Source organism: Natronospira proteinivora (assembly GCF_024170465.1).
Lineage (GTDB): Bacteria > Pseudomonadota > Gammaproteobacteria > Natronospirales > Natronospiraceae > Natronospira > Natronospira proteinivora.
Genome location: NZ_JALJYF010000002.1, coordinates 669,004 through 694,312, shown reverse-complemented (window position 1 = coordinate 694,312; position 25,309 = coordinate 669,004). Strand labels below are relative to the sequence as shown.

Annotated in this window: 15 protein-coding genes and 2 pseudogenes; 13 read left to right on the top strand and 4 right to left on the bottom strand. The window is 56.2% G+C overall.

The window, feature by feature from the left end; all coding sequences use genetic code 11:
* Positions 1-25: 25 nt before the first annotated feature.
* On the top strand, positions 26-1,393 hold the full coding sequence (locus J2T60_RS10235) for a sigma-54-dependent transcriptional regulator (protein WP_253449517.1): 1,368 nt from the start codon (positions 26-28) through the stop codon (positions 1,391-1,393).
* Between the two features lie 24 nt (positions 1,394-1,417).
* Here J2T60_RS10235 and J2T60_RS10230 read toward each other — a convergent pair whose 3' ends face one another.
* From J2T60_RS10230 to argS, 4 genes are all read right to left on the bottom strand, one after another.
* Positions 1,418-1,732, bottom strand: a complete 315-nt coding sequence (locus J2T60_RS10230; protein WP_253449514.1) for a branched-chain amino acid transport AzlD family protein — start codon at positions 1,730-1,732, stop codon at positions 1,418-1,420.
* A complete protein-coding gene (locus tag J2T60_RS13345; RefSeq protein ID WP_301288407.1) occupies positions 1,719-2,441 on the bottom strand; it encodes an AzlC family ABC transporter permease in 723 nt (240 codons plus the stop codon). The genes J2T60_RS10230 and J2T60_RS13345 overlap by 14 nt, the downstream gene beginning before the upstream one ends.
* Before the next feature lie 70 nt (positions 2,442-2,511).
* Positions 2,512-3,081, bottom strand: coding sequence for an SPOR domain-containing protein (locus J2T60_RS10220; RefSeq protein WP_253449511.1), 570 nt, complete (start codon positions 3,079-3,081; stop codon positions 2,512-2,514).
* Between the two features lie 9 nt (positions 3,082-3,090).
* Complete coding sequence (argS, locus tag J2T60_RS10215) at positions 3,091-4,848, bottom strand: arginine--tRNA ligase (protein WP_253449508.1); 1,758 nt, start codon at positions 4,846-4,848, stop codon at positions 3,091-3,093.
* Positions 4,849-5,059: 211 nt separating this feature from the next.
* Here argS and J2T60_RS10210 point away from each other — a divergent pair, with 211 nt between their 5' ends.
* From J2T60_RS10210 to J2T60_RS10155, 12 genes and pseudogenes are all read left to right on the top strand, one after another.
* On the top strand, positions 5,060-8,452 hold the full coding sequence (locus tag J2T60_RS10210) for a hypothetical protein (protein ID WP_253449505.1): 3,393 nt from the start codon (positions 5,060-5,062) through the stop codon (positions 8,450-8,452).
* A 96-nt stretch (positions 8,453-8,548) separates the two neighbouring features.
* Positions 8,549-9,190, top strand: a pseudogene (locus tag J2T60_RS13435) (Lcl domain-containing protein); the annotation flags it as partial.
* 462 nt (positions 9,191-9,652) lie between these two features.
* Positions 9,653-17,485 carry a PKD domain-containing protein gene (locus J2T60_RS10205; protein ID WP_253449502.1) on the top strand — a complete coding sequence of 2,611 codons (7,833 nt, stop codon included), beginning with the start codon at positions 9,653-9,655 and terminating at the stop codon, positions 17,483-17,485.
* On the top strand, positions 17,485-18,297 hold the full coding sequence (locus J2T60_RS10200) for a hypothetical protein (protein WP_253449499.1): 813 nt from the start codon (positions 17,485-17,487) through the stop codon (positions 18,295-18,297). Before J2T60_RS10205 ends, J2T60_RS10200 begins: the two co-directional genes overlap by 1 nt.
* A gap of 208 nt (positions 18,298-18,505) precedes the next feature.
* Positions 18,506-19,570, top strand: a pseudogene (locus J2T60_RS10195) (RHS repeat domain-containing protein); the annotation flags it as partial.
* A gap of 172 nt (positions 19,571-19,742) precedes the next feature.
* Complete coding sequence (locus J2T60_RS10190) at positions 19,743-20,045, top strand: hypothetical protein (RefSeq protein ID WP_253449493.1); 303 nt, start codon at positions 19,743-19,745, stop codon at positions 20,043-20,045.
* Positions 20,046-20,253: 208 nt separating this feature from the next.
* Positions 20,254-21,339 carry an RHS repeat domain-containing protein gene (locus tag J2T60_RS13475; protein ID WP_445376060.1) on the top strand — a complete coding sequence of 362 codons (1,086 nt, stop codon included), beginning with the start codon at positions 20,254-20,256 and terminating at the stop codon, positions 21,337-21,339.
* A 1-nt stretch (position 21,340) separates the two neighbouring features.
* Positions 21,341-21,826: a hypothetical protein gene (locus J2T60_RS10175; RefSeq protein ID WP_253449484.1), complete on the top strand. Its 486-nt coding sequence runs from the start codon at positions 21,341-21,343 to the stop codon at positions 21,824-21,826.
* 35 nt (positions 21,827-21,861) lie between these two features.
* Positions 21,862-23,604: an RHS repeat domain-containing protein gene (locus J2T60_RS10170; RefSeq protein WP_253449481.1), complete on the top strand. Its 1,743-nt coding sequence runs from the start codon at positions 21,862-21,864 to the stop codon at positions 23,602-23,604.
* Positions 23,605-23,615: 11 nt separating this feature from the next.
* Positions 23,616-24,224 (top strand): tetratricopeptide repeat protein, encoded by a 609-nt coding sequence (locus tag J2T60_RS10165; protein WP_253449478.1) that lies wholly within the window; start codon positions 23,616-23,618, stop codon positions 24,222-24,224.
* Positions 24,225-24,389: 165 nt separating this feature from the next.
* The gene (locus J2T60_RS10160; protein ID WP_253449475.1) at positions 24,390-24,671 is read left to right on the top strand and encodes a hypothetical protein; all 282 of its coding nucleotides are present in this window, start codon (positions 24,390-24,392) and stop codon (positions 24,669-24,671) included.
* Positions 24,572-25,297: a hypothetical protein gene (locus J2T60_RS10155; RefSeq protein ID WP_510184476.1), complete on the top strand. Its 726-nt coding sequence runs from the start codon at positions 24,572-24,574 to the stop codon at positions 25,295-25,297. The genes J2T60_RS10160 and J2T60_RS10155 overlap by 100 nt, the downstream gene beginning before the upstream one ends.
* The last annotated feature ends 12 nt before the right edge of the window (positions 25,298-25,309 follow it).

Genomic DNA, 25,309 nt, shown 5'->3' with positions numbered 1-25,309 from the left:
AGCGAATCAATAGCGGAGGATCGGCATGAGCGCAGCCCACATCCTGGTGGTGGATGATGAGTCGGATATTCGCGGCATGGTTCGGGATATCCTTGAGGATGAGGGCTACCGGGTTACCGTGGCCGAGGACGCGGCTGCGGCCCGACGGGCCCATGATGCCGAGGAAATCGATCTGATCCTGCTGGATATCTGGATGCCGGATGTGGACGGCATCACACTGCTGCGGGATTGGTCCCGAAGCGGTCAGCTGGATTGCCCAGTGGTGATCATGTCGGGACACGGTACGGTGGATACGGCAGTGGAGGCCACCCGCCTGGGCGCCCATGAGTTTCTGGAAAAGCCCCTGTCCATGGCCAAGCTCCTGCAGATCGTGGGCGAGGCCCTGGAGTCCGGCCGCGAGGAAAGGGAACGGCGCAAGGCCCGCTCCATTCTTTCTCCTCTGGTGGAACCGGTGGGCAAGTCGCCTTTGATGCGCCAGGTCCGGGATCGGGTCAAGAAGGTTGCTGATGAGGGCTCCCCGGTGCTGCTGCTGGGTGAAGCCGGGACCGGACGGGAAACCTTGGCCCGTTTTCTGCACTCGGAAAGCCCCCAGCGGGAGGCGCGTTTTGTCAATGTTATCCTCAGCAGCCTGCGGGATGAGGATGCCGAGAGCCAGCTGTTTGGTCGCCATGCGGGCGATAGTCTGGAACCGGGTTTTCTGGAAAAGGCCCGGGGCGGGACCCTGTTCCTGAATGAGCTGGGTGATATGAGTGAAAAGGTCCAGCGCCTGTTGATGTCGGTGTTGGAATCCAGGCGTTTTACCCCGCTGGGCAGTGAGCAGAGCGAGGCCCTGGATGTTCGTCTGGTGGCATCGGCCCCACCCACTATTGCCCGTCTCGTGGAGGCTGGCCGGTTCCGTCAGGACCTCCTTAATCAGCTGGATGTCCTGCCCGTCCAGGTCCCGCCGCTGCGCCAGTACCGTGAGGATGTCCCCGACCTGATTCGCTATTACGTGGATGTGCTGGTGGACCAGGAAGGCCTGCCCTTCCGGCGTTTTTCCGTGGGGGCCCAGAACCGACTGCGCAATTACCCCTGGCCGGGCAATATCCGGGAGTTGAAGAACATGGTCCACCGCTTTCTGGCCCTGTCGGACCGGGAAGATATTTCACTGGAGGATGTGGAAGCCGAACTGCGACGGGAATCCGAGCGGGAGGTGGAGCCCCTGGTGAAACAGGATCTTCTGGGGCTGAGCCTCCGGGACGCCCGGGAGCGGTTCGAGCGCGCCTACCTGGAACAGCAGCTGGAACTCTGTGGCGGGCGCGTGGGCAAGCTGGCCGAGCGCGTGGGCCTGGAACGGACCCATCTCTATCGCAAGCTCAAGGCCCTGGGTATCGAAATCCAGAAGAATCAGTGACCACTGACGCCGGATATCCTGTCTTCAATAGAGGTAACGCACCAGGGCGGCGGCACCCAGGCCGGCGGCAATGGCCGGCAGAATCCGACCACTGATCAACACCAGTGCCCCGGTGGTAATCAATGCCGCCCGGGCACCCCAATCCCCGGCGACGGCCATGGGCACTACCACCGCGATCAGCACCGATGAGGCCATGGCCGCGATAAAGCGCTCGGTCCTCGGACTCAGGGGAATGTGTTCCATCAAAAAGCTGCCCAGCCAGCGGGTGGCGATGGTTACCACCGTCATCACCGCGATGATGAGGAGAATCCCCAGAGGCGTGGTTTCAATCATGAACATGGGGTTTCTCCCGCCAGAAAAGCCCCACCAGGCCACCGGCCAGGGCCCCCACCACCACATGCACGTGGGGTGGTAGCCAGTACCAGGCCAGCACCGCACTCACCCCCGCCACCAGCCAGACCAGCAGGATCCGTCGTGAGCGCGGACCGCTCAGGGCCATGGCCAGCAGGAAACAGCCCAGCACCATGTCCAGCCCCATGGCTTCGGGGTCGGCCAGCAGTCGGCCGAAATAGGTGCCGAATGCGGTGCCGGCGATCCATGCCAGCCACAGGGCCAGCCCCCCGCCGATAATGGCCTCCAGATTCTCCCGCCCGCTTTGATATTGCTGATAGCTGCGTGCCCAGTTGGCATCGGTCAATAGCAGTAACAGCCCGTAACGGCGGCCGGCGGGCAGCTTTTGCAGCATGGGGAACAGGGCCGCGCCCATGAGGATGTGGCGGGAGTTGATGGCCAGGGTGATGGCGATGATGGCCAGCAGGGCTACCTCACTGCCCCACATGCCCAAGACCGCGAACTGGGCCGCTCCGGCGAAGACCGTGGTGCTCATCAGGGTGGCCTGCCAGGGGGCCAATCCGGTTTGTACCGCGGCCAGTCCGTAGGCGATGCCGAAGATGGCCACGAACAAGCCCATGGGCAAAAGCTGGAGGAATTCCCGGCCGATACGATCGCCCCGCAGATGATAGGGCGGGGTGGGCTGACTGCTTTGCATTGACGCTCCGGACAGTGGTGCAGCTTGGCCGAGCCTGGGAGGCACCGGCCTCCACACGGGAACCGGCTGTCTAGTCTTCCCGCAGGCGAATCAATAGCGGTTCGATGCCCTGGTCTTCCAGCCGTTCCCGCGTCCGTTCCAGTTCCGTGGGGTTCTCGATGGGCCCCACCCGGACGCGGTAATAGGTCTGGCCGTCATCAATGCTGACCCGCTGGATGCGGGATTCGAAACCGGCCAGGCCCAGATTGGCGCGCATGCGCTCGGCATCCGACTCGCTGCGGAAGGAACCCACCTGCAGGATGTAACGGCCTTCCTCTACCGGCTGTTCCTGCTCCCGATCGCTCTCCCGGACCCGGACTTCCTCCTCCGGTACCACCACCTCGAAGCTTTCCAGCATGCGGTAGAAGTTGAAGCGCCCCCGCTCGTCTTCCTCGTCTTCGGTATCACCCCGGGTCTCGCCCTCGGCGGGTTCCAGATCCAGGCGCGGCAACTCGTTTTCCGATTGCTGAAGCCAGGTGACCGCCATGGCGGTGGCAAAACCCAGGGCGAAGCCGACGATCAGCCACACCCAACCGGTGTTGCCTTCATGGCTTTTCTTGCGTCGCTGACTGGCTCCGCTGTGCTTGTAATCGCGAGGCATGGTGGATCCTTACATGCTGTCCGGTGCGGACACACCGATCAGGCGCAAACCGTTGACCAAGACCTGCCGGGTGGCTTCCACCAGGCAGAGGCGGGCATTGCGAATCTCTTCCTCCAGCACCAGAAAGGTGTGGGCGTTGTAATAGGTGTGCAGGTCGTTGGCGAGATCCCGCAGGTATTGGGTCAGCTGGTGGGGAGCCCGATTTCGGGCCGCCGATTCCACCACTTCCGGGAAGCGGGACAGGGTCACCATGAGTTCATCCTCATGGCTTTCATCCAGCTGCTCCAGGTTGGCCAGGCCGGTATCCCGGGAATATTGAAAGCCCTTTTCCTCGGCCTGATCGAAGACCGAGCAGATGCGGGCATGGGCATACTGGACGTAATAGACCGGGTTATCACTGGACTGGGACTTGGCCAGTTCCAGGTCAAAGTCCAGATGCTGTTCATTGGAGCGCATCACATAGAAAAAGCGGGCGGCATCCCGGCCCACTTCCTCCCGCAGTTCCCGCAGGGTCACGAAGGAGCCGGAGCGGGTGGACATCTGGATCTTTTCCTGGCCCCGGTAAAGATTGGCGAACTGTACCAGCCGTACCTCCAGGGCATCGCCGGGATGGCCCATGCCTTCCAGGCCCGCTTTCAGGCGGGCGATATAGCCGTGGTGGTCGGCGCCCAGCACATCCAGCAGGCGGTCATAGCCCCGCTCCCGCTTGTTCAGGTGATAGGCGATATCCGAGGCGAAATAGGTGGGCTGGCCGTTGTCCCGGACCACCACCCGGTCCTTCTCGTCCCCGTACTTCTCGGCGGCAAACCACTGGGCGCCGTCCTTTTCATAGACATCGCCCCGTTCCTTGAGCACATCCAGGGCGTGATCCACCAGCTTGTTGTGAGTCAGGGAACGTTCCGAGAACCATTCATCGAAGGTGGTGCCGAAGTCGGCCAGATCATCCCGGATATCGGCCAGGATCCCGTCCAGCCCGGCCTTGAACACGCACTCGAAATCATCCCCGCCCAACAGATGCCGGGCCCGCTGGATCAGGCCATCAATATGGGCTTCCTTGTCGCCGTCCGGGGCATCGGCGGCAATGCCGTGAAAGACCGCATCCACCGACTGCTCAAAGCGATCTCCGTATTCCTCGCGAAGGGCACGAGCGATGTCGAGGATATAATCCCCCCGGTAGCCGTTGCTGGGGAAGGTGAACTCGGCACCGCCCTGCTCTAGGTAACGGAGCCAGATGCTGGTGGTCAGGATATCCATCTGGCGGCCGGCATCGTTGACGTAGTATTCCCGGTGCACCGGATGCCCGATGGCCTCCAGCAGATTGCCCACAGTGCTGCCGTAGGCCGCGCCCCGGCCATGGCCCACATGCAATGGCCCGGTGGGGTTGGCGGAGACGAACTCCAGCAGGATCTTCTCATCCGCACCCACATCGCTGTGGCCAAAGCGCTCGCCCTGCTCAAAGACCCGCTCCACCACGGCATGCCAAGCCTGCGGGCTCAGAAAGAAGTTGATAAAGCCGGGACCGGCAATCTCCACCCGATCCACCAGGGCCGACCCGGGCAGGTGATCGACAATGGCCTGGGCCAGCGCCCGGGGATTCTTGCGCGCCGGTTTGGCCAGCATCATGGCCAGATTACTGGCGAAGTCCCCGTGTTTTCGGTCCCGCGCCCGCTCTACCTGAATCGCCACTTCTCGGGCATCCAGGGGCAGAAGGTCTTCGGGCAGGGCGGTGAGGGCCTGTTGCAGGAGCTGGCTGATGTCTTCCTTCACGATTGGCGTCCGGGGTCGGGGGTTAAAAGCGCTGATTCTAACATCACCCGGCTTGGGTATCTTCCTTCAGAGTCATTGGTCGTTCACCCTCGTCGGCCCTTTTCTTTCACGATATTTGAAAATTTAAGCCCAATTACGGATTCTTAGCCCGTATTAGTTGGCCTATTGGGGTTTTATTTTGGGCCATTTTGGTGGTCAAGAGGGGAAAAAGATGAAGGTCCAGCTTCCTGCATCCGTCGGGTGCGTGTTTCTGTTTGCCATTCTCGTCGTCGTCACGGTCCCATTCCTGGTTGATGCCGAGCCTGCTATTAGTGCCGAGTATGGCCCTGTGGAAGTCATCGGCAGCGATGCAGACGATTTCATCGTCGGTGGCAGTGAAAATACGGCCTTCTATCCAGGGCTGGGCCAGAACTATTTGGTCGGTGGGCCAGGTGACAACGAATACCACATCAATGCCGGAGACAGCCGCACGGCCATATCCGAAGTGCAGGGTCAAAACATCGTCGCATTCGGATCGGATATCAGTTTTTTCGATATCTCCAGCGGTCTGATGCGCTCCGGCGACGATTTGATCCTGAACGTCGCGGACACCGATCAGCAGATTGTCGTCAAGTACTTCTTTTCCCTGGTCAATACTATTGCGGAGTTCCATTTCTCTGACGCCCAGCCCCTTAACGCCGACCAGCTCTTCGGTGTCTTTGGCGTCAATCCGCCCACTGCGGAGCGCGCACCGCGTAGTTTGCGGCTTGAAGCCGACGGCAGCGGCTTGCTGGAAGGAACGCCCGGCCCCGATATTCTGATTCAGGACGAAGGAATTGACCGTTTATGGGGCCTGGGTGGCGATGACTACCTAGTTGCTGCCAACGGCGATGTCACCTTTGAGTTGGGCGCTAATGACGGCAAGAACCTGATTTTCGCGTCCACTGGCCACAACATCATCCAGTTCGATGAGACCGTGCCCTTCTCGGATGTGGCCTCCCAGCTCCAAAGGCGAGACGACGACTTGATTCTCGGGAATGCCAGCAGCGATGCCGAGGTCCGAGTTCGGGAATTCTTCAGCCGCGCTAATACCATCAGCGAAATCCGATTCGCCAATGGCCAAGTCATCACGGCCGAACAACTGTTCGACGTCATGAGCAGCCCCGCGCCTGATCATGAGCAGGCTTATCGCGTCGTCGCTCCAGGTTTTCATTTTGAAGGCGACGACGGTGACGATGACTCTGACGGCGGCGATGATTCTGGAGACGAAGACGGCGGTGGAGGTGATGACGGAGATGGTGATGATCCCGGTGACGGCGGTGACGGCGGTGATGGTGGCGACGGCGATGATGGTGATGGCCCTGGCGATCACCTGGAACCGCTCCCGGCTGCGGGCCCCAATAGTATCCGAATTGCTGACGATGGTGACTATCTGTTCAGCATCGAAAGCGGCGAGGATTTCATCCTCGGTGGCCCTGGCGACAATTATTATCTGGTCGAGGGTGGCGAAGGTGAGACCCGAATCATCGAAAGCGGCGGCCATAATATCCTGCACTTCGGCCAAGGCATCAATTACTCCGATGTGGCCAGTGGTTTCATTCGCCATGGCCAGGACCTGCGAATCGAAATCGCTAATCGCGACCAAGCCGTCTTCATCCAGTCCTTCTTCGATTTCAATGACACCATCGCCGAGTTGCGCTTTGAAACCGCCGACACTATGAGCAGCGGGCAGTTATACGACCTTTTCGGGGTGGATGTACCTGAACAGGCCGCTCCGCAACGCGCAATCAGCGATATTTCTGATGACACCGGCTTATTAGCCCCTAGCGTTGATGATGAAATCCTCATCCAGGATGCCGCCACATTCCGGATGCAAAGCAGCCCGGGTGACGACTACATTATCGCACCTTACGGGGAAGTGATCTTTGAAATAGAGCCAGGCCATGGAAGAACGCAAATCTTTGCGCCTTCGGTCGGTAATAAAATCGTCTTCTCCGAGCAATTTTCTCCCGCCGATGTTTCGTGGTCAAAAATGGGCGATACGCTCATTATTTTTCATGAGAAGAGTGGGACGGAAATCGTCGTGATCGACTATTTTTTGCAGGCCAAATCTATCGAGGCCTTGCAATTTACTAATAGCGGGAGTACGAGTCTACGAACACCCGCCTCTCAACTGTTCTCATCATTCGATACCGCTGTCCCGGAAGAGCAAACTCATTTTTGGCTGTCTGTCAGAGATCGCATTGCTCTAGACGAGCTTGCTAAGCCTGGTGAGGTCTCTGTTCCAGAGCATGGCCGGGCGACTCTCATAGCGTCAAACCAAGATGACTTCATAACAACCGGCCATGATCATTCCACAGTGCATCCTGGGGCGGGATTGAATTTTATCATCGGGGGCGATGGGGATAATATTTATAATATTCCAAGCCTCTTCGGCCGAACCACTATTTCCGATACCTCTGGATTCAATCTCGTCGCCTTTGATGAGAATGTCAGCTCCGCGTCCTTTCTGAAAAGTCTATCGAGGCGGGGTGATGACCTTTTTGTGCCTTTGGACGGTCAGGCACAAAAGCTTCGGATCCGCTATTTCTTCGAAGCAGACAATACAATCTCAGCGTTCAAGTTCGCCAATGGCGACCTCATTACGAGCCCGCAGATTTTTGATCTCATGGATACACTGAAACCCGAAGAGATCCGACCAGCAAAGGACGTGCGCCTTGCTGATGCTGACAATATTCATTTGACCGGAGGTGATGAAGATGAGCTCCTGATCGCCCGGCTAGCTACGCAAAGCATCAAGTCCGTCAGCGCCAATGACTACATGGTCACCGGTGGTGGTCAGGAATATCATCTATATCTGGAAGACGACCCGCGGATCAGTCAGTGGACCAGAGAAGGGATAGTTTTCGAGATTGGACCTGATTTTGACGATAAAAAAATTGTCACTTACGGCGGCGACAATATCGTAGTCATTCGGGAGGAGGTCCCCGAGGAAGAGGTTGAGGCGCTATTCTCCAGGCACGGCAGCGATCTTCACATCTCCTCTTCCATCGGTACGGGTGAGGTTATTGTGCTCGATTACTTTTCACGGACCCCTCAGGTCCGATATTTCTTTTTCGGCGAAATCAGCCAATCAGGGCGATTGCCTCAGACCCGCGTAACACACAATGACATGCAGGCATGGATTGGAGCGGGTCCGAGAGCAGTTCAGGCCGAAGGTAACTTGTTGCTAAGAGACAGGGCTGTGAGCGCTTGCTCCGGAGTTGAGCTGCCTGCTGGTGTTGAGGGGTTTACCCCGGTCGCCTCAGAACAAGATGGGCCAATGTCCTTGGCCTCCCCTGGAACCCTGTCTGTGGTGGCTGGGGAGGACCTCTTCGAAATAATTCAAATTGATGAGCCCAATAATCGTGCCCTATGTTTCGACCTCGTTTCCGCGCCCGATGGAATGGGTCTTTCACCAGAAGCCGGAATCCTTGAGTGGTCTCCAGAAAGAACGGCTCTAGGTCGTCATGATGTTGAGGTCATCGTTCGGAACTCCATAGGAAATGAGTTGCCCATTTCCCTGGAAGTCGTTGTTGAAGATCCGCTTCGCGGAATGGAGTTTATTACCGAGCCACCTAGATAGGTTGTGATCGGTCAACTGCTTCGATATCTCCCGAGGGTCGTGGATGAGGCAGACCGGGCTTCAGTTGAATATGCCCTGGTGAGCAGTCCAGAGGGCATGAGTTTGAAGAGTGGCGCTTTAGAGTGGCGGCCTACAGATGAAGCTCTGCTTGGCGAGCATCTAGTAAAGCTGGAAGCCACCGACGAATTCGGGACTGTAATTAACCAGCAATTTGACCTTAACGTTGTTGCATTGGAACGGATTGAGGCCTTATCGGAAGGTGTTTCCAGAGTGCCACGGACAGGCTTTCGTCATTCACTATTAGACGGTGATGATGGTGATCACCAATTTGGTACTCAGCGCGTTTTTGAGCGAGATGATGCACGTCAAATTGTCTTCGACAAAGTCAATGATTTGGTTTGGCAAGATGACAAGGATGCGATCGAACAAAGAATGAGCAAGAATGCCGGGCACGCTTATTGCGATTCGCTGGACCTAGGCGGAATTGATGATTGGCGTGTGCCGGACCGATTGGAGTTGATTTTCCTGATGAGCCACAAAGGTTCATCAGATGCTGTGGCCACTGAAAATAACTTCAGACAACTTGGTTTCGAGAACGTCAAGGGAACAGACTACCTGGCAAAAGGTGTCCCATCAGGCCCGGGAAGAAGCAGGGAAGATTTTGCTGTAAATTTCAATTCGGGCGGTGTTCAACTGACAGGGATTGTTTCCCCGGGGAATGAGCCGACAGAGCATAATATTCGATGCGTGTCAGGTGCGCCAAGATTTCTGCCAGAGTTTGAGCGTCCAGATACAGATGGTCTAGTTGTCGACCGTGTTAATCGCCTAATGTGGCAAGACCTTGAGGTAAATAGAGAAACTAAGAAGCCACTCTCCGAAGTCCTTAATTACTGCAATACCCTTGATCATGCAGGGTATGAGGATTGGCGCGTTCCAAATTACAATGAATCCCATACCCTTTTGATGGATGTCATAAATCGGTTGTACGGTCGGCAGCAGCGCCGTATATTTCGATTTGTTCCAAACGTGAGCGATGAGAGGGATGAGTGGCATAGTTCGACACTGACAGATTGGTTCTCGGATTCGTTTAGCGAAGGTGAACCGGCCGCGTTTAAGTTCCGCTATCAGGACAGACCGAAACATTTCCTCAGCGATAGTCAAAATATTAGGAATAATGCCGGCGATGCCTACCCTCGCTGTGTGAGAACTTATGCAGAGGCCACTCTAGAGTATGAAGGTGCTTTCGAGTACCAGCTGGCAGTGGGTGAGGAACTGAGCCTGGATGGATCGAATAGCCATCATGTGGATGGTGAGATCGTCTCCTATGAGTGGCGAGAAATCGACTCAGACAAGGTCCTGGGTGAGTCGGAATCTCTGGAAACGAGCTTCCAGGCTCCTGGTGAATATCGTCTCCAATTCACCATTTGGGATCAGCATGGCCTGGGCCAAAGTCTTGATCAGCCGGTAGAAGTTGCGGTTTATTCTGAACCAACGTTCGAAATTACCGGTCCCAAGGCTGCCTGGATAGGTGAGACTATCCATTTATCGATCGAGTTTCTGGAGGATCAGCTCGGTGAAGTCGAATTTCAGTGGATGAACAGCCATTCCGGCGAAGTTGTAGGTGACAGTGCTGAGTTCCTTGTTTCGCCCACGTCCGCTGGAGAATTTCACTACGAGGTTACGGTTCGCAATGAACGGGGACTGGAAGCCTCGGAAAGCATTGTCCTGAGTTTTTTGAATCCACCGATGGTGAATATCGGCGGTGCCACGGAAATCCATGTCGGTGACGATCTGGAGCTGGAGGCCGACGCCTCCGAATCGGAGCACGATATCGTCTCCTACCAGTGGATCGACCCGGAGACGGGCGAGGTCTTGGGTGAATCCGGCACCCTGAGTCTGGCCGGTCTGGCCCAGGGGCAGCATCAACTGCTGCTGCGCATGACCGACGCCAATGGCCTGGAATACGAACAACTGGTGGACGTGGATGTTCAACCGCCACGCCCCGTGATCGTCCTTGAAGAGGCCGTCACCGTTGCCCAAGGCGCGCCTGTGACCCTGGATGCCAATGAAAGTCATGTGCCCGATGGGGAGATTGAAAGCTTCCAGTGGTTCCACGACGGCGAGGTCGTGGGGCAAGACCCTGTGTTGGCGCTGGATGATCTGCCCCTTGGTGAGTGGGTCTACGAGCTTGTAGTGACCTCCGTGGCAGGGGTGTCGGCAAGCCAGACGGTGACCGTGGATGTGGTCCACCAGCCCACCGCCGAAATTCGCGGTGATCTGTTTGTCTATGAAGGCCGCGAAGCGGTCTTGGATGCCTCCGAAAGCCACATCCCGGAAGGCGAGTTGAGCTATCAGTGGCTTTTGGATGGCGAACCTGTGGGCAGCGAATCGGAGCTGCATCTGGCCGACTTGGCGCCCGGCGAGTACGCCATCGAGTTGACCGTGACTTCCGCGGCCGATATGCAAGACACCGCTGAGGCCACCTTGGTGGTTCAGGCTGGCCGAGGGCTGAGCGCTTGCCCCTACAATCCGGTGGAAGATGATCGGGACCGTCTGCCCACCCACCCGGACGGTAATATCGACTGGCAGGGTGGCCAGGCCGAGACCGTGGAGGCCATCACCCAGGCCTTCAACTACGCCCGTGCCCAGGACGACAGTGTCTTCCAATATCTCGTCATGCCCGATCAAGCCGATTGGGATGCCATGAGCGTCTCCGAGAAGGGCCTGTATCTGGTCAATGCAGAACGCATGGCCCGTGGCCTCAAGCCTTTCAGCGGCTTTGACCCCGCGGTGGTGACGGCAGCCCAGGAATTCGCCGACTATACCCGCGACAATGTCTTGATGATTGATCATTTCGCGGATGGGCGCTCCCCTCAGGAACGCATGGATGCGGTGCCCTACATCGATGAGCATCGCCATAACCAGCCGATCGATCCCGAGTCCCTGGCCTACGGTTTAGACAGCGAAATACCGTCCGAGGATTATGCCGTTGCTCGGGCCATCTACCAGTGGATCTATGAAGACGCCGATTGGTTTGAGGAGTTCGAGGGCGCAGATGGGCCTGCTTGGGGCCATCGGGATCATGTCTTTCAGGTGGGATTGGCCGATAGCAGTCATGATCCACACCAGCAAGGCGTGCTCGGCTTTGGTCTTTCCCGGGGCGACTACCCCCTGGATGGCGTGAACGACTATGGCTATGTCACCGTCTTGAAGACCGTTAATCAAGGCGAGAGCTGGGACGCGGAGCGGATTCAGAGCGTGGATACCCGCCAGGCCCAGGGCTGCAATACCGATCATGTGATCCATGTTGATCCGCAGCACGTGGACGTCGATAGCCTAACGGGGCTGCGAATCGAGCCCAATACCCTGTTCATGGCCCTGGGCGACAGCCATGCTATTCAGGTCACCGGCCTGATGGATAATGGGGGTGAGGTTGATCTCAGCCCTTATGCCCAGTTCACGCCTGATAGTCGTTCCATCGTCTCCGTGGATAATGGCCGCATCAGCGCCGAGCGCGTAGGCCACGCCCGGGTGTTGGCACGGCTGGAGGGCATGCGCTCCAACCGCCTGCATGTGCGGGTCCGTGAGGCCGCGGATACCGATCAATTGGTCGGTACGCCCGCCGAATCGCTGCGTCGCCATGTGGCGGGCAATGCCACCGTAGAGCGCTATGAGCCCATGGCCATGGCGGTCTACACCGGTTTAGTCACGGACCGCGATGGAGACCCCCTACCCGGGGTCCAGGTGTCCTTCCTGAATGAGCCGGAACACGGTTCCATGGAAACCGATGCCGACGGCCGCTTCATGATTACCGGCTCGGCGGGTGAAAGAACCGTGGTGTATGAATACCCCGGTCATCTGGTGATTCAACGGACCACCATTGGTGCCTCCGGTAGCTGGGCGGTTTTGGATGAAGTCATGATGCTGCCCCGGGATACCGCCGTTAGTCGCATCGAGCTCGGCACGGGAGAGGCCCAGGTTCATCAATCCTCCCTCATCAGTGATGAGTTTGGCGAGCGGCGGGCCACGGTGATCTTCAATGGCATCCAATCCGCGACGGCGATGAGCCTTGATGGCAGTGAACGTGAGATTACCGCCTTCGATTTCAGCGCCACTGAATACGAAACGCCAGCCTCCATGCCCGGGGAATTGCCAAAGGAAGTGGCTTTCACCTTCGCCAATGACCTGCATGTGGCTGGTACTCACCACACCGAGACTGTGGTCTTTGATAACGATGTGGTGATGTACATCGACAACTTCCTCGATTTCGAGGTAGGTGAGATCGTTCCCATCGGCTATTTCGATCGTCTCGACAACCAATGGGTGGGCTCCGACAATGGCGTGGTGGTCCAGCTGGTGGACGAAAGCGGCGATGGTCTGGTGGACGGTGCCGACTACACCGGCGATGGCCAAGCCAATGACCTCAATGGCAGTGGTTACACCCACGATGATGTGATCGGCCTGGCCGAGCACTACGAGCCCGGCGACACCCTCTGGTGGGGCCATTTCGACCATATGACCCCCTGGGACTACAACTGGGCCCCCGACGACGCCGAAGCTCCCTCCGAGCTGGGGGTGGACAAAAATCCGGAGGACGCCTGTAATTCAGAAGCGGCATCAACCGGTTCTTTTGCCCGTCCCTTCCAGCAATCCTTCCACGAAGACCTGGAAGTGGCCGGCACCAATTTGACCCTGCATTACAGCAGCCGCCGGACCCAGGGCTATCAGCACGAGTTTCGTGTCACCGTCAGCGGCGATGAAGTGCCGGATTCCATGGAGCGCATGGTGGCGCAACTGGAAATCGGCGGCCATGTGTTCAAGAAGGAACTGTCGCCGGCCCCCAACCGGGAAGTGCGTTTCCTCTGGGACGGCGAGAATATTGACGGCGAACGAACCGAAGGCATGGTGCATGGCCAGGTCAAGATCGGCTATGAATACCCCACCGTCTATATGAGTGCGGGCAATGCCGCTGAATCTGAACAGGCTCCAGATGAGTTTCCCATGGCCTGGGCTACCCTGGGCGAACGGGCTACCGAAGTCCCCGGCCGGGAAGCCTTCATGAGCTGGCAAAGCCGGGGCGTCTCGGTGAAGAACAGCTTCGATCGCCAACTCGCCGATGGCTGGTCTCTGTCCAATGTCCATGAATACGATCCCGCCGGTACGGTCTACCGTGGCGACGGCCGGGTTCAGGATGTGGCGGATGAGTCGGTGATTCTCAAGACCGGCCAGACCCGCAGTCTGGTAGAAGGCGACGACGGCTACTACCAGCGGGGCGGCAACACCATCAATTACCGCATCAACAGCGAGGGCATTCTGGAAGACCGTATTACCGGTCTGGAGTGGGAGTACGCGGAGAATCCCCACCAGGTCATTACCCTGCCGGGCGCTGAGGCCTGGTGTGAGGTCTATGCTGACCTGCCCGGGGACGGCTGGCGTCTGCCCACCGCCAAGGAAATCGCTTACGGCATGGACAAGGGCGGCGCCAATCCGGGCCCGGCCATCTACAATGTCCGCCAGGCAAGGCAGCTTTGGCACCAGAGCACGGCCAACCCTGAATTAAATATGCTTCCCGTACTCTGTGTACGTGGCGAAGCCCTGGATGAGCGGCAGCCTGAGTCTCTGGCGAGCAATGTGGTCGAGCAAGTGGTGGTGGATCAGGACAATGGCCTGATGTGGGAAGACAGGCACGCCAACGCCGCCCAGAAGATGGACTGGGAAAGCAGCGTGGCCCACTGTGAGGCCTCCGAGCACGCCGGCTACGATAACTGGCGCCTGCCCAACATCAATGAACTGCTCTATGCTTTGCCCAATGAGGTGTTCCGGCATCAGACCGAATGGGACGAGAGCGCGCGTGGTCGCTTGTGGGACTATGACGTGGATTTCCGTCGCCCCTATTGGAGTGCTACGACAAACCATTCGGACGATGACCGAGCCTGGGCCATTGAGAGCGCCAGTTACAACAGCGAACGCTTCAAAAAGGAAGATGAGTTCTATGTTCGCTGTGTGCGCGACGACCACAGCGCCCAGCGCATGCCCTACCGCTTCGACGGCGATGGCCGGCATAGGGCCACCATCGACATGGACAGTGGCAAGACCCTCACCGAGTTCGAGTATGACGCCGAGGACCGTCTAATTGCTGCGGTAGATCGCTTCGGAAACCGGGTCCGTATTGAGCGGGATGCCAACGGTATCGTGGAGCGCATCGTCGCCCCGGACGGGCAGGAAACCCGTCTCACCGTGGACGATGACCACCACCTGGCCGCCGTCACCTATGAAGACGGCGCCCAATACCGCTTCAATTACACCGCCTGTGGCTTGGCCACGGACAAGATCGATCCCCGGGGCGGCAACTTCAGCCGCGCCTATGATGAGCATGGCCGCATCATCGAGACCGGCGACCCCGAAGGGGGCAGTTGGTCCTTCTTCGATGACCGTCTCGACATTGGCCATGATCATTACGGCTATACCACGGCCGAAGGCAATGCCTACGAGACCGAACGCCGGGTCCTGGACGATGGGGCTGTGGAAACGGTGACCACCCATAAGAACGGCACCGTCACCACCAGCCTGCTCAGCGCGGACGGCTTGGAATCCACCTCGGAAACCTGCGACATCAGTCGTGTGGTGGAAAGCCGTCGTGACCCCAAAACCCGTCAGCCCCGGCCCGAGCGTATTACCCTCACCCAGCCCAGTGGTCTGCGCCGGGTGATGGAAATGGACCTGAGCTACGCCGAAAACGGCGCCGACACCAGCCGCTACACCGTGGTCAGCGGCCGTGATGGCCGCCTGTCCAGCATGAGCGTGGACGCGAGAAGCGGCCAGATCAGCCACCAATCCCCCGAGGGCCGGGGCTTCACCCAGCAACTGGATACCGACACCCTTTTGCCGGAAAGCCTCCAGGTGGAAGGTCTGCCCGAAACCCGCTATGCGTACGACAGCCGGGGCCGCCTGCTGGAAGAAGTCACCGGCGACCGCCGGGTGGCCTACAGCTACGACGAGCGGGGCCGGGTGGCCACCGTCACCACCCCAGATGATCGGAACACCGCCTACGAGTACGACGAGCGGGACCGCATCACCCGGATCATCTTCCCGGACGGCCAGTCCCTGGAAAACCGTTACGACGCCAAGGGCAACCGCACCACCCTGGTGGTGCCCACACCCGCCGAGCATGAGTTCGACTACACCGGCGTCAACCGGGTCAGTGCCTACCGCACACCCCTAGACGAGGCCACCCACTACGAGTACGACCGGGACCGGCGTCTGACCGCCGTCACCCTGCCGTCCGGCCAACGCATGGAGCACAGCTACGCCGACGGCCGGCATGTCAGCACCAGCACCCCGGAAGGCGTCATCGAATACGACTACCTCTGCGGCGGCCGCGTCAGCCAGATCACTGAAGGCAGTGAAAGCCTCAGCTACGACTGGGACGGCAATCTGGTCACCGGCGTCCACTACCAGGGTGCGCTGAACGCCTCCCTGAGCTACGGCTATAACACGGACTTTGAGCTGGATCAGATGAGTTATGCCGGCGGCCAGACCAGCCTGAGCTATGACAAGGATGGTCTTTTAACCGGCATTCACGGCTTCGACATCGACCGCGACGCCAAACACGGCATGGTCACCGGCTTAAGTGATGGCGTCCTCAACAGCAGTTGGCAATACAATGATTACGCCGAGAGCGTTGACGTCACCCAAAGCGTAGCCGGAACTCAGTTCGACTACGAGCTGGAACGCAACAGCCTGGGCCGCATTACCGCCCGAACCGAAACCCTGCCCGACGGCAGCGAAGTCCACTACGAGTACCGCTACGACGACCGCCAACGCCTCACCGAGGTGATCAAAAACGGCCAAACCGTCGAGCAGTACCAATACGACGCCAACGGCAACCGCGTCCAAACCACCAGCACCGCCCGCGACGTCACGAACGAGACCGCCCAGTACAACCTGGCCGACCAACTCCAAAGCCGCCAAACGACTGATGGCGAAGTCAGCTACGAGTACGACGGCAACGGCCGACTCAGCAAAAAACACCACGCTTATGGTCAGGTCACCGAATACAACTATGACAGCCAGGGCCGTCTAAAATCGGTGACCACCCCAGAGCACCACGTTGAGTATCAGCACAATGCTTTGGGTAACCGTGTCTCCAAGTCCGTCGACGGCGAGGTGGTGGAATACTATCTCTGGCAGGACAAGACCACGCTGCTGGCGACTTATGACGGCGACGGAAACCTCAAACAGCGATTTGAATACACCGTCGGCCATACGCCCAGTCGGTTTACCCAGGATGGGGAGACCTACTACATCCTGGCTAGCCACTTGGGGAGTCCGCGGGCGATTGTGGATGAAAGCGGCGAAGTGCTGAGAGAAATCCAGTACGATGCCTATGGGAGTGTGATTGAGGACAGCAATCCGGAGTTCAGCATTCCGTTTGGATTTGCTGGCGGACTGACCGATGAACATACGGGGCTGATTCGTTTCGGTTACCGGGACTACGATCCCAGGATCGGACGCTGGACGGCCAGGGATCCGGTTGGGTTTGCTGGTGGGGATCCCAACCTGTACGGATATGTGTTGGGGGATCCTGTTAATCTATTAGATTCGCTCGGATTGCGTGGTGAGTTCTATGATAGCCGCCGTGGAAGGCGGGGTATTTTCGCTCAAGCATTTATGCCAGCTCATACGGCGCAATTCTCCAGAGATCCAATCGGTGGGGCGCCAGAAGCTCAGCTGGCCTATTCAGCTAACACAAACCAGATTCGAGGTGCTTCTGCGACGGCCGGATATGCAGCTGTCTCCGGTCCGCTAGTAGGAAAAATTGGGGTTGGGACGACCCGTTATGCCTGTGCGACGGCAGCGAGACATCGAGACCAATTGATGGATATAGTTGATCTGCTCCTTGAGCTTTCAACTCTGCTCACAGGTGAAGTCCCGGCAGACATGTCCACCCGAGGGCGTACGGATGCGATGGGTATATATCATCAGCAGGAGGTGGAAAGTCGCGCACCTCGTAGAGGCCCGCGGAGGCCATGATGAACCAAGATTCAGTTATAGCATTATTTGACAGCTCAATTATGAGGCCCTACCTATTATCAGCGTCTTCAGGTCGCCTCGGATCGAGCTATGACAGGAAGTCAATAGTTGAGCAAATTTTGAAAAAAGATTGTGATCTCGTTGAGGTTGTTCGCGCATTGTGCGCTATTGAAAAGTCAAGGCCGCTTTACGCTGCCTATGAGGAATTATTGGATATATCATTAGAATCGAAGTCGATGGAGGCCGCCGCTTTGGTAGGTGAGCTGTTTGTCGAGCCAGCCCCAAGTGAAAAATGGATCGGTGACCGTGGAGCTGAGCAGTATTTTTGCGCGATCTCTAACATGTCCGAATTTGTCCGTGATTTTAGCCTTGCTGTTTACTGCATTAATCGAATGGTTAGCCGGGATGATTCGTATTGGTATAGCCTTGGAGCAAAGATGCTTTCTGAGTGTGCCCACTCTGGAAGTTATTCTGCGTTCGCATTATGCACTGGGGCCAATCTATATATGGAATCTCATTCGGTGGAAAATCGGGATAAATCAAAACGGTATCCAGTAATATCTAGAGTCCCTGGTTTGTTATGGGGTGCAGCTAGTATTTTGTGGCGTGGGCGAAATTTGAGTAAAAGTGCATATTATTGGCGGTACAATATCTTAGGTCGATTTGCTCCGCGTCACGTAGCTAGGTTAGATCGCAGGGTAGCTGAAGGAGGTGTGCCGTGGAGCCTTAGTGCGCAAGACGCCTGCCTTAAGCAAATGGAGCATGAATCGAAATATGGTGATAGCGTTTTGAATGAGATATTTGGTGGCTAGCTACTGCTAGTGGATCACCGCCTACGAGTACGACGAGCGGGACCGCATCACCCGGATCATCTTCCCGGACGGCCAGTCCCTGGAAAACCGTTACGACGCCAACGGCAACCGCGTACAAACCACCAGCACCGCCCGCGGCGTCAACAACGAAACCGCCCAGTACAACCTAGCCGACCAACTCTAAAGCCGCCAAACGGCCGAGGGCGAAGTCAGCTACGAGTACGACGGCAATGGCCGCCTCAGCAAAAAGCACCACGCTGACGGCCAGGTGACTGAATACAGCTATGACAGCCAGGGCAGGCTGCAATCGGTAACGACCCCAGAGCACCATATTGAGTACCAGCACAATGGTTTGGGTAACCGTGTCTCCAAGTCCGTCGATGGCGAGGTGGTGGAATACTATCTCTGGCAGGACAAGACTACGCTGTTGGCGACCTATGATGGCGACGGAAACCTCAAACAGCGCTTTGAGTACACCGTTGGGCATACGCCCAGTCGGTTTAGCCAGGATGGGGAGACCTATTACATCTTGGCTAGCCATCTGGGCAGTCCGCGGGCGATTGTGGACTCAAGCGGCGAAGTGCTGAGAGAAATCCAGTACGATAGCTATGGGAATGTGATTGAAGACAGTAATCCAGAGTTTAGTATTCCGTTTGGATTCGCGGGTGGCCTGACCGACGAGTATACGGGGCTGATTCGATTTGGCTATCGGGATTATGATCCGCGGACTGGGCGTTGGACGGCCAGGGATCCGATTGGGTTTGCTGGTGGGGATCTTAATCTTTATGGATATGTGTTGCGGGACCCGATCAATTATTTTAATCCGAAAGGGTTGAGTACTGTTGGAGTTCACTTGAACGGGAACTTGGGATTGGGTAAGGGAATTACAGTTCGCTCTGGCTTCGTGAGAGATTCAGATGGAAATATAGCCTTTCAGATAGGAGGTGGTGCTGGCGGGACACCACCCCAAGCTTCAATGTCGCTCAGCACAGAGTATACAAATGCAGTCGAAGTTACCGAGTTAGGGGGTATCGGTGCCCAAAGTGGAGCGAATGCACGTTTGCCAGCGGGTCCGGGCGTTGCATCTGGATTGGTCGTGGGTGGTGGCGAAGAAGGTCGTTACGAAGGGGTTTACAGTGAGGCATCACTTGGGTTTGGCACGCCGGGCGTCTCCACATACGCTACGAGGACATATAATGTCTTCGTGTTTAACCCAAGAGAGACTTGGGAGAGAGTTAAAAGGTTGATGCGACGAGGCTCTACTTGTGATTGATATTTTCGAGACGTTATACATTTGGCTAGCAGTCGTCATTATTATAATTATGTTCCCACTCTTGGTTTGGAGTGGATTCGTAATTATTGCAAGTGGTTTGAAAAAGTGATTCATGGGTGGGCCAAAGTGGTTTTTCGCTATAGGCTTCACGTTTTTATGCATAGGATCTGCATTGGCAATGCAAATCACTACGGCAAGGTATATATCAAAAAATATAGAGTCGACTGAGCAAATTAAGCTAGACCCGAGATTTCCTTATGGTGAGGATCAGGTGCTGTCTGCGCTTAAAGGAATGTCGCAATTTAAGTATGCGGGAACCCACCCTCAAGAGGCTTTCGAAGTCGTTTTAACAATAAATGGAATAGAGAGAGAGTTAACGCTGTACCGCGATTCGGGTCTGGATCATATGTTCTGGGTGAAGTATGAGCCATACTTTTTGACCCCTTCGATCGGTTATATTCGGTTTAGTGATTGAGAGCTAGATATAATTCATTAGTGGTAGAGTTTTTAGTCCGCTCATCATGCAGAATTGTCCGAAGATCGATTGAATGACTTTTCTATAGCTTAATGTTTTGAGTTTTTTGATATCTGTGGGCGTCTAAAATTTCGTTGTTATCGGTGATCGTGTGAATTGTTGGAAAGGATTGGGGAGGCCATGATTCTGGCCACCAGACCTCTGCAGGATCAACAACGAAACCGCCCAGTACAACCTGGCCGATCAACTCCAAAGCCGCCAAACGGCCGATGGCGACGTCAGCTACGAGTACGACGGCAACGGCCGCCTCAGCAAAAAACATCACGCTGATGGCCAGGTCACGGAGTACAGCTATGACAGCCAGGGCCGGCTGAAACAAGTCATCACCCCAGAGCATCATATTGAGTATCAGCACAATGCTTTGGGTAACCGTGTCTCCAAGTCCGTCGACGGCGAGGTGGTGGAATACTATCTCTGGCAGGACAAGACCACGCTGTTGGCGACTTACGACGGTGATGGGAATCTGAAACAGCGGTTTGAGTACACCGTCGGGCATACGCCCAGCCGGTTTACGCAGGATGGGGAAACGTACTACATCCTGGCTAGCCACCTGGGGAGTCCTAGGGCGATTGTGGACTCAAGCGGAGAAGTCATCCGCGAAATCCAGTACGATGCCTATGGGAATGTCATTGAGGACAGCAATCCAGAATTCAGCATACCGTTTGGATTCGCGGGCGGGCTGAACGACGAGCATACGGGGCTCATTCGCTTCGGCTACCGGGATTATGATCCCCGGAATGGGCGTTGGACTGCTCGAGATCCGGTTGGGTTTGCTGGGGGCGATCTGAATCTTTATGGGTATGTGCTAAATGATCCGATAAATCGAATCGATCCTTTTGGATTGTCATCCTTAATATATGATGATCATGTTGGAGTATTGACAATAATTTCAAGCTCCGGTGAAAGTGAGAGTTATCCCGCAGCCAATAACGCACAGAGCTCTAGTGCTGGGCCTTTCCCGGAGGGCGTGTTCGAGTTTTCATGGCATAGCCCACACTCTGGTAGTGGCCCAAGTGACCCATTCGGCTCATATGGGAATTTTATTTTTGAAGTTCCGGATCGACAGGGGATGGGGGTGCATTCTGGAAGAGAAGGGCAGTGTGACCTGGCTAACCAGTGCGGAATAGATTATTCGACCAATGGATGCATAAGGACATCCGATGATGCGATGCAGAAAATACATGAGCTGCATTATGGTGGAGATCCTATTCAGAATATAACGGTGATTCGATAATATGAAATCGATACTGGCGGTAACTATTTTCCTGTTGATCTTTTCAACGAGTTCATATGCTAAAGGTGAGGTTGTTCAGCTAGCTTCAACTGATTGCCAAAGCGGGCTGCATGAGCATCCAGAAGGGTCGGATTTCTCTGTGTTCGTGTTTTGCGATGATGCGCTAGGAACCCAGATTGGTATCATACTAACTAGACCTGCTGCAGGGCCAGTCGAGACAGATACAGATTGGTCATTGGGTAATCGTTTTTGGCAGGAAGGGGCTTGGATGACTGATGTTAAACAGATGGTATGGTCGAAGTCTGGGGATTTCCTTTATGTTACGACATCTCAAGTCTACAGTGACGAGTCATTCTATAAGATTGATCTGGTGGATCGGGAGGCATGTAAACTTATTAGTGGCCGTGAACTCGGTGAGTCAGTCTACATCAATCGTGTTGAGGAGGGCGCTATTTTCGTTAACGGCCATGAATTTAAAATGAAATAATAATCATATCATTATACTGGGACGCCGGCCAACGCATGGAGCACAGCTACGCCGACGGTCGGCATGTCAGCACCAGCACTCCGGAAGGCGTCATCGAATACGACTACCTCTGCGGCGGCCGCGTCAGCCAGATCACTGAAGGCAGTGAAAGCCTCAGCTACGACTGGGACGGCAACCTGGTCACCGGCGTCCACTACCAGGGCGCCCTCAACGCCTCCCTGAGTTATGGCTACAACTCGGACTTTGAGCTGGACAGCATGAGCTACGCTGGCAGCCAAACCAGTCTGAGCTACGACAAGGATGGTCTTTTAACCGGCATTCACGGCTTCGGCATCGATCGCCACGCCAAACACGGCATGGTCACCGGCTTAAGTGATGGCGTCCTCAACAGCAGTTGGCAATACAATGATTACGCCGAGAGCGTTGACGTCACCCAAAGCGTAGCCGGAACCCAGTTCGACTACGAGCTGGAACGCAACAGCCTGGGCCGCATTACCGCCCGAACCGAAACCCTGCCCGACGGCAGCGAAGTCCACTACGAGTACCGCTACGACGACCGCCAACGCCTCACTGAGGTGATCCAAAACGGCCAAACCGTCGAGCAGTACCAATACGACGCCAACGGCAACCGCGTCCAAACCACCAGCACCGCCCGCGACGTCACGAACGAGACCGCCCAGTACAACCTGGCCGACCAACTCCAAAGCCGCCAAACGACTGATGGCGAAGTCAGCTACGAGTACGACGGCAACGGCCGACTCAGCAAAAAGCATCATGCTGACGGCCAGGTGACTGAATACAGCTATGACAGCCAGGGTAGGCTGAAATCGGTTACCACCCCAGAGCACCACATTAAGTATCGGCACAATGCCCTGGGCAACCGTGTCTCCAAGTCCGTCGACGGCGAGGTGGTGGAGTACTATCTCTGGCAGGACAAGACCACGCTGTTGGCGACCTATGATAGTGACGGGAATCTGAAACAGCGCTTTGAATACATCGTTGGGCATACGCCCAGTCGGTTTACCCAGGATGGGGAGACCTACTACATCCTGGCTAGCCACTTGGGGAGTCCGCGGGCGATTGTGGATGAAAGCGGCGAAGTGCTGAGAGAAATCCAGTACGATGCCTATGGGAATGTCATAGAGGACAGTAATCCAGAGTTCAGTATTCCGTTTGGATTCGCGGGTGGGCTAACCGATGAGCATACTGGGCTGATTCGTTTCGGGTATCGGGACTATGATCCCCGGATCGGACGATGGATAGCCAGGGATCCGGTTGGGTTTGCTGGTGGAGATCCGAATCTTTATGGGTATGTTTTGGGGGACCCGGTGAAATGGATTGATAGCTTCGGCTTGACTGGTGAATATCCAGGTAGCCGCTCTCCGCGGCGAGTTGGCGTAGTTCAATCGGTATTCCCAGCGCACACTGCTCAATTTTCTAAAGACCCAATAGGGGGTACTCCAGAGGCGCAAACGCAGTATGCACAATCAGTAAATGCATTTCGGTATACTGCAGTTATCCCGTCAGATGTGCTATATGGCGCTGCAGCGGGTGGACCTGCAATCACGCTAGGGGCGCGATCCTGTGCGGCTCAAGCAAAAAAGATCGATCGAAATAAGGCAAGGAGAACAGCCTGTGCTCTTGGTTTCGCAGCGGGATGTGCGCAGGGAGAGCTAAGTAATATGAGTGATATTGCGGCCCATCAACAAATGCGCCATCGACTTGAAAGGTCGATTCGAGCCCAACCTTCTCAAACGACCCATCAGGTTAGAAACTGAAGTCGCGATTGATGCCAAAGGGCGAAGCGGTGAGTAGACGTAGTTCAACTAATGATGTGGGCCCAGCAATTCAGGCGTTGGAGCGCGGCGAGGTTTCTTGGGCATATAATTATATTATGGCCAACTGCGATACAAATGATCCTTTTGTCCTCTCCGTTTTGGGTAAAGTTTATCTGATCGGATCTAATGATGTTCCGCAGGATGTGGGTTTGGCAGTCGAGTGTTACGAACGGTCTGCGTCTGAAGGCGATGTTCTTTGCTCATACTATGAGTTAATTAAAATTTATTTTTATGGTTTTGGCGGGATGGCTAGCTGCGAGAAAGCGGTCGCTTATTGCCGGCTGCTTGCAGAGGAGTCCAAGGATCCTAGAGCTATTTTCCACCTGGGAAGGATGGCGATGGAAGGAAGATGCATGGATAAGGATATCGATTATGCAAGTAAGATGTTTAAGCAGGCATGGGATAGCGGTTATGTCTATGGATTAACTTACATGGCAAAAATTGACTTCCTAAAAGGTCGATTTTTCCAGTCTATCGTTAAGCGAATTCGGGCAGTTAGATTATTGTGGAAACTGGAGGGCGATCCCGAGCAGTACTGGCGGATAGAACTCCCCCTCTAATCGTAGATAACTAAAGGCGGTTATCCCGTTCAGCTTGTTCGCCTCACGGACTGACGAATAAAGGGCGATTGCACCCATAATCTAGCTTGAATTATCTTTCTAGAAGATATTCCTCACAATTGGGAAGCTGTATTGGTTATGAACTGAGCCGAGGGCAGTGGAAAAGTGCCAAGGTTAATCGGTGTTGACGCGGCCCCGGATGACCGGACCACCGCCTACGAGTACGACCGGGACCGGCGTCTGACCGCCGTCACCCTGCCGTCCGGCCAACGCATGGAGCACAGCTACGACGACGGCCGGCATGTCAGTACCACTACCCCGGAAGGCGTCATCGAGTATGACTACCTCTGCGGCGGCCGCGTCAGCCAGATCACCAAGGCAGCGAAAGCCTCAGCTACGACTGGGACGGCAACCTGGTTACCGGTGTCCACTACCAGGGCGCGCTGAACGCCTCCCTGAGTTATGGCTACAACTCGGACTTTGAGCTGGACAGCATGAGCTACGCTGGCAGCCAAACCAGCCTGAGCTACGACAAGGATGGTCTCTTAACCGGCATCCACGGCTTCGACATCGACCGCCACGCCAAACACGGCATGGTCACCGGTCTAAGTGATGGCGTGCTCAGCAGCAGTTGGGACTACAACGCCTACGCCGAAAGCGTCGAGGTCAGCCAAGAAATTGCCGGCACGGGCTTCGACTACGAGCTGGAAAGAAACAGCCTGGGCCGCATCACCGCCCGGACCGAAACCCTGCCCGACGGCAGCCAAGTCCACTACGAGTACCGCTACGACGACCGCCAACGCCTCACCGAGGTGATCAAAAACGGCCAAACCGTCGAGCAGTACCAATACGACGCCAACGGCAACCGCGTACAAACCACCAGCACCACCCGCGGCGTCAACAATGAAACCGCCCAGTACAACCTGGCCGACCTACTCCAAAGCCGCCAAACAGCCGAGGGCGACGTCAGCTACGAGTACGACGGCAATGGCCGCCTCAGCAAAAGCATCATGCTGATGGCTAGGTTCCTAAATGTTGTTGTCTGGGTGTCACCCAGCTGGCGAGGCCGTTAGGTCACTATATGA

Bases quoted from the DNA above. Each gene is read 5' to 3' on its own strand.
- J2T60_RS10235 (WP_253449517.1), top strand. From the start codon at position 26: ATGAGCGCAGCCCACATCCTGGTGGTGGATGATGAGTCGGATATTCGC.
- J2T60_RS10230 (WP_253449514.1), bottom strand. From the start codon at position 1,732: ATGTTCATGATTGAAACCACGCCTCTGGGGATTCTCCTCATCATCGCG.
- J2T60_RS13345 (WP_301288407.1), bottom strand. From the start codon at position 2,441: ATGCAAAGCAGTCAGCCCACCCCGCCCTATCATCTGCGGGGCGATCGT.
- J2T60_RS10220 (WP_253449511.1), bottom strand. From the start codon at position 3,081: ATGCCTCGCGATTACAAGCACAGCGGAGCCAGTCAGCGACGCAAGAAA.
- J2T60_RS10210 (WP_253449505.1), top strand. From the start codon at position 5,060: ATGAAGGTCCAGCTTCCTGCATCCGTCGGGTGCGTGTTTCTGTTTGCC.
- J2T60_RS10200 (WP_253449499.1), top strand. From the start codon at position 17,485: ATGAACCAAGATTCAGTTATAGCATTATTTGACAGCTCAATTATGAGG.
- J2T60_RS10175 (WP_253449484.1), top strand. From the start codon at position 21,341: ATGAAATCGATACTGGCGGTAACTATTTTCCTGTTGATCTTTTCAACG.
- J2T60_RS10170 (WP_253449481.1), top strand. From the start codon at position 21,862: ATGGAGCACAGCTACGCCGACGGTCGGCATGTCAGCACCAGCACTCCG.
- J2T60_RS10165 (WP_253449478.1), top strand. From the start codon at position 23,616: ATGCCAAAGGGCGAAGCGGTGAGTAGACGTAGTTCAACTAATGATGTG.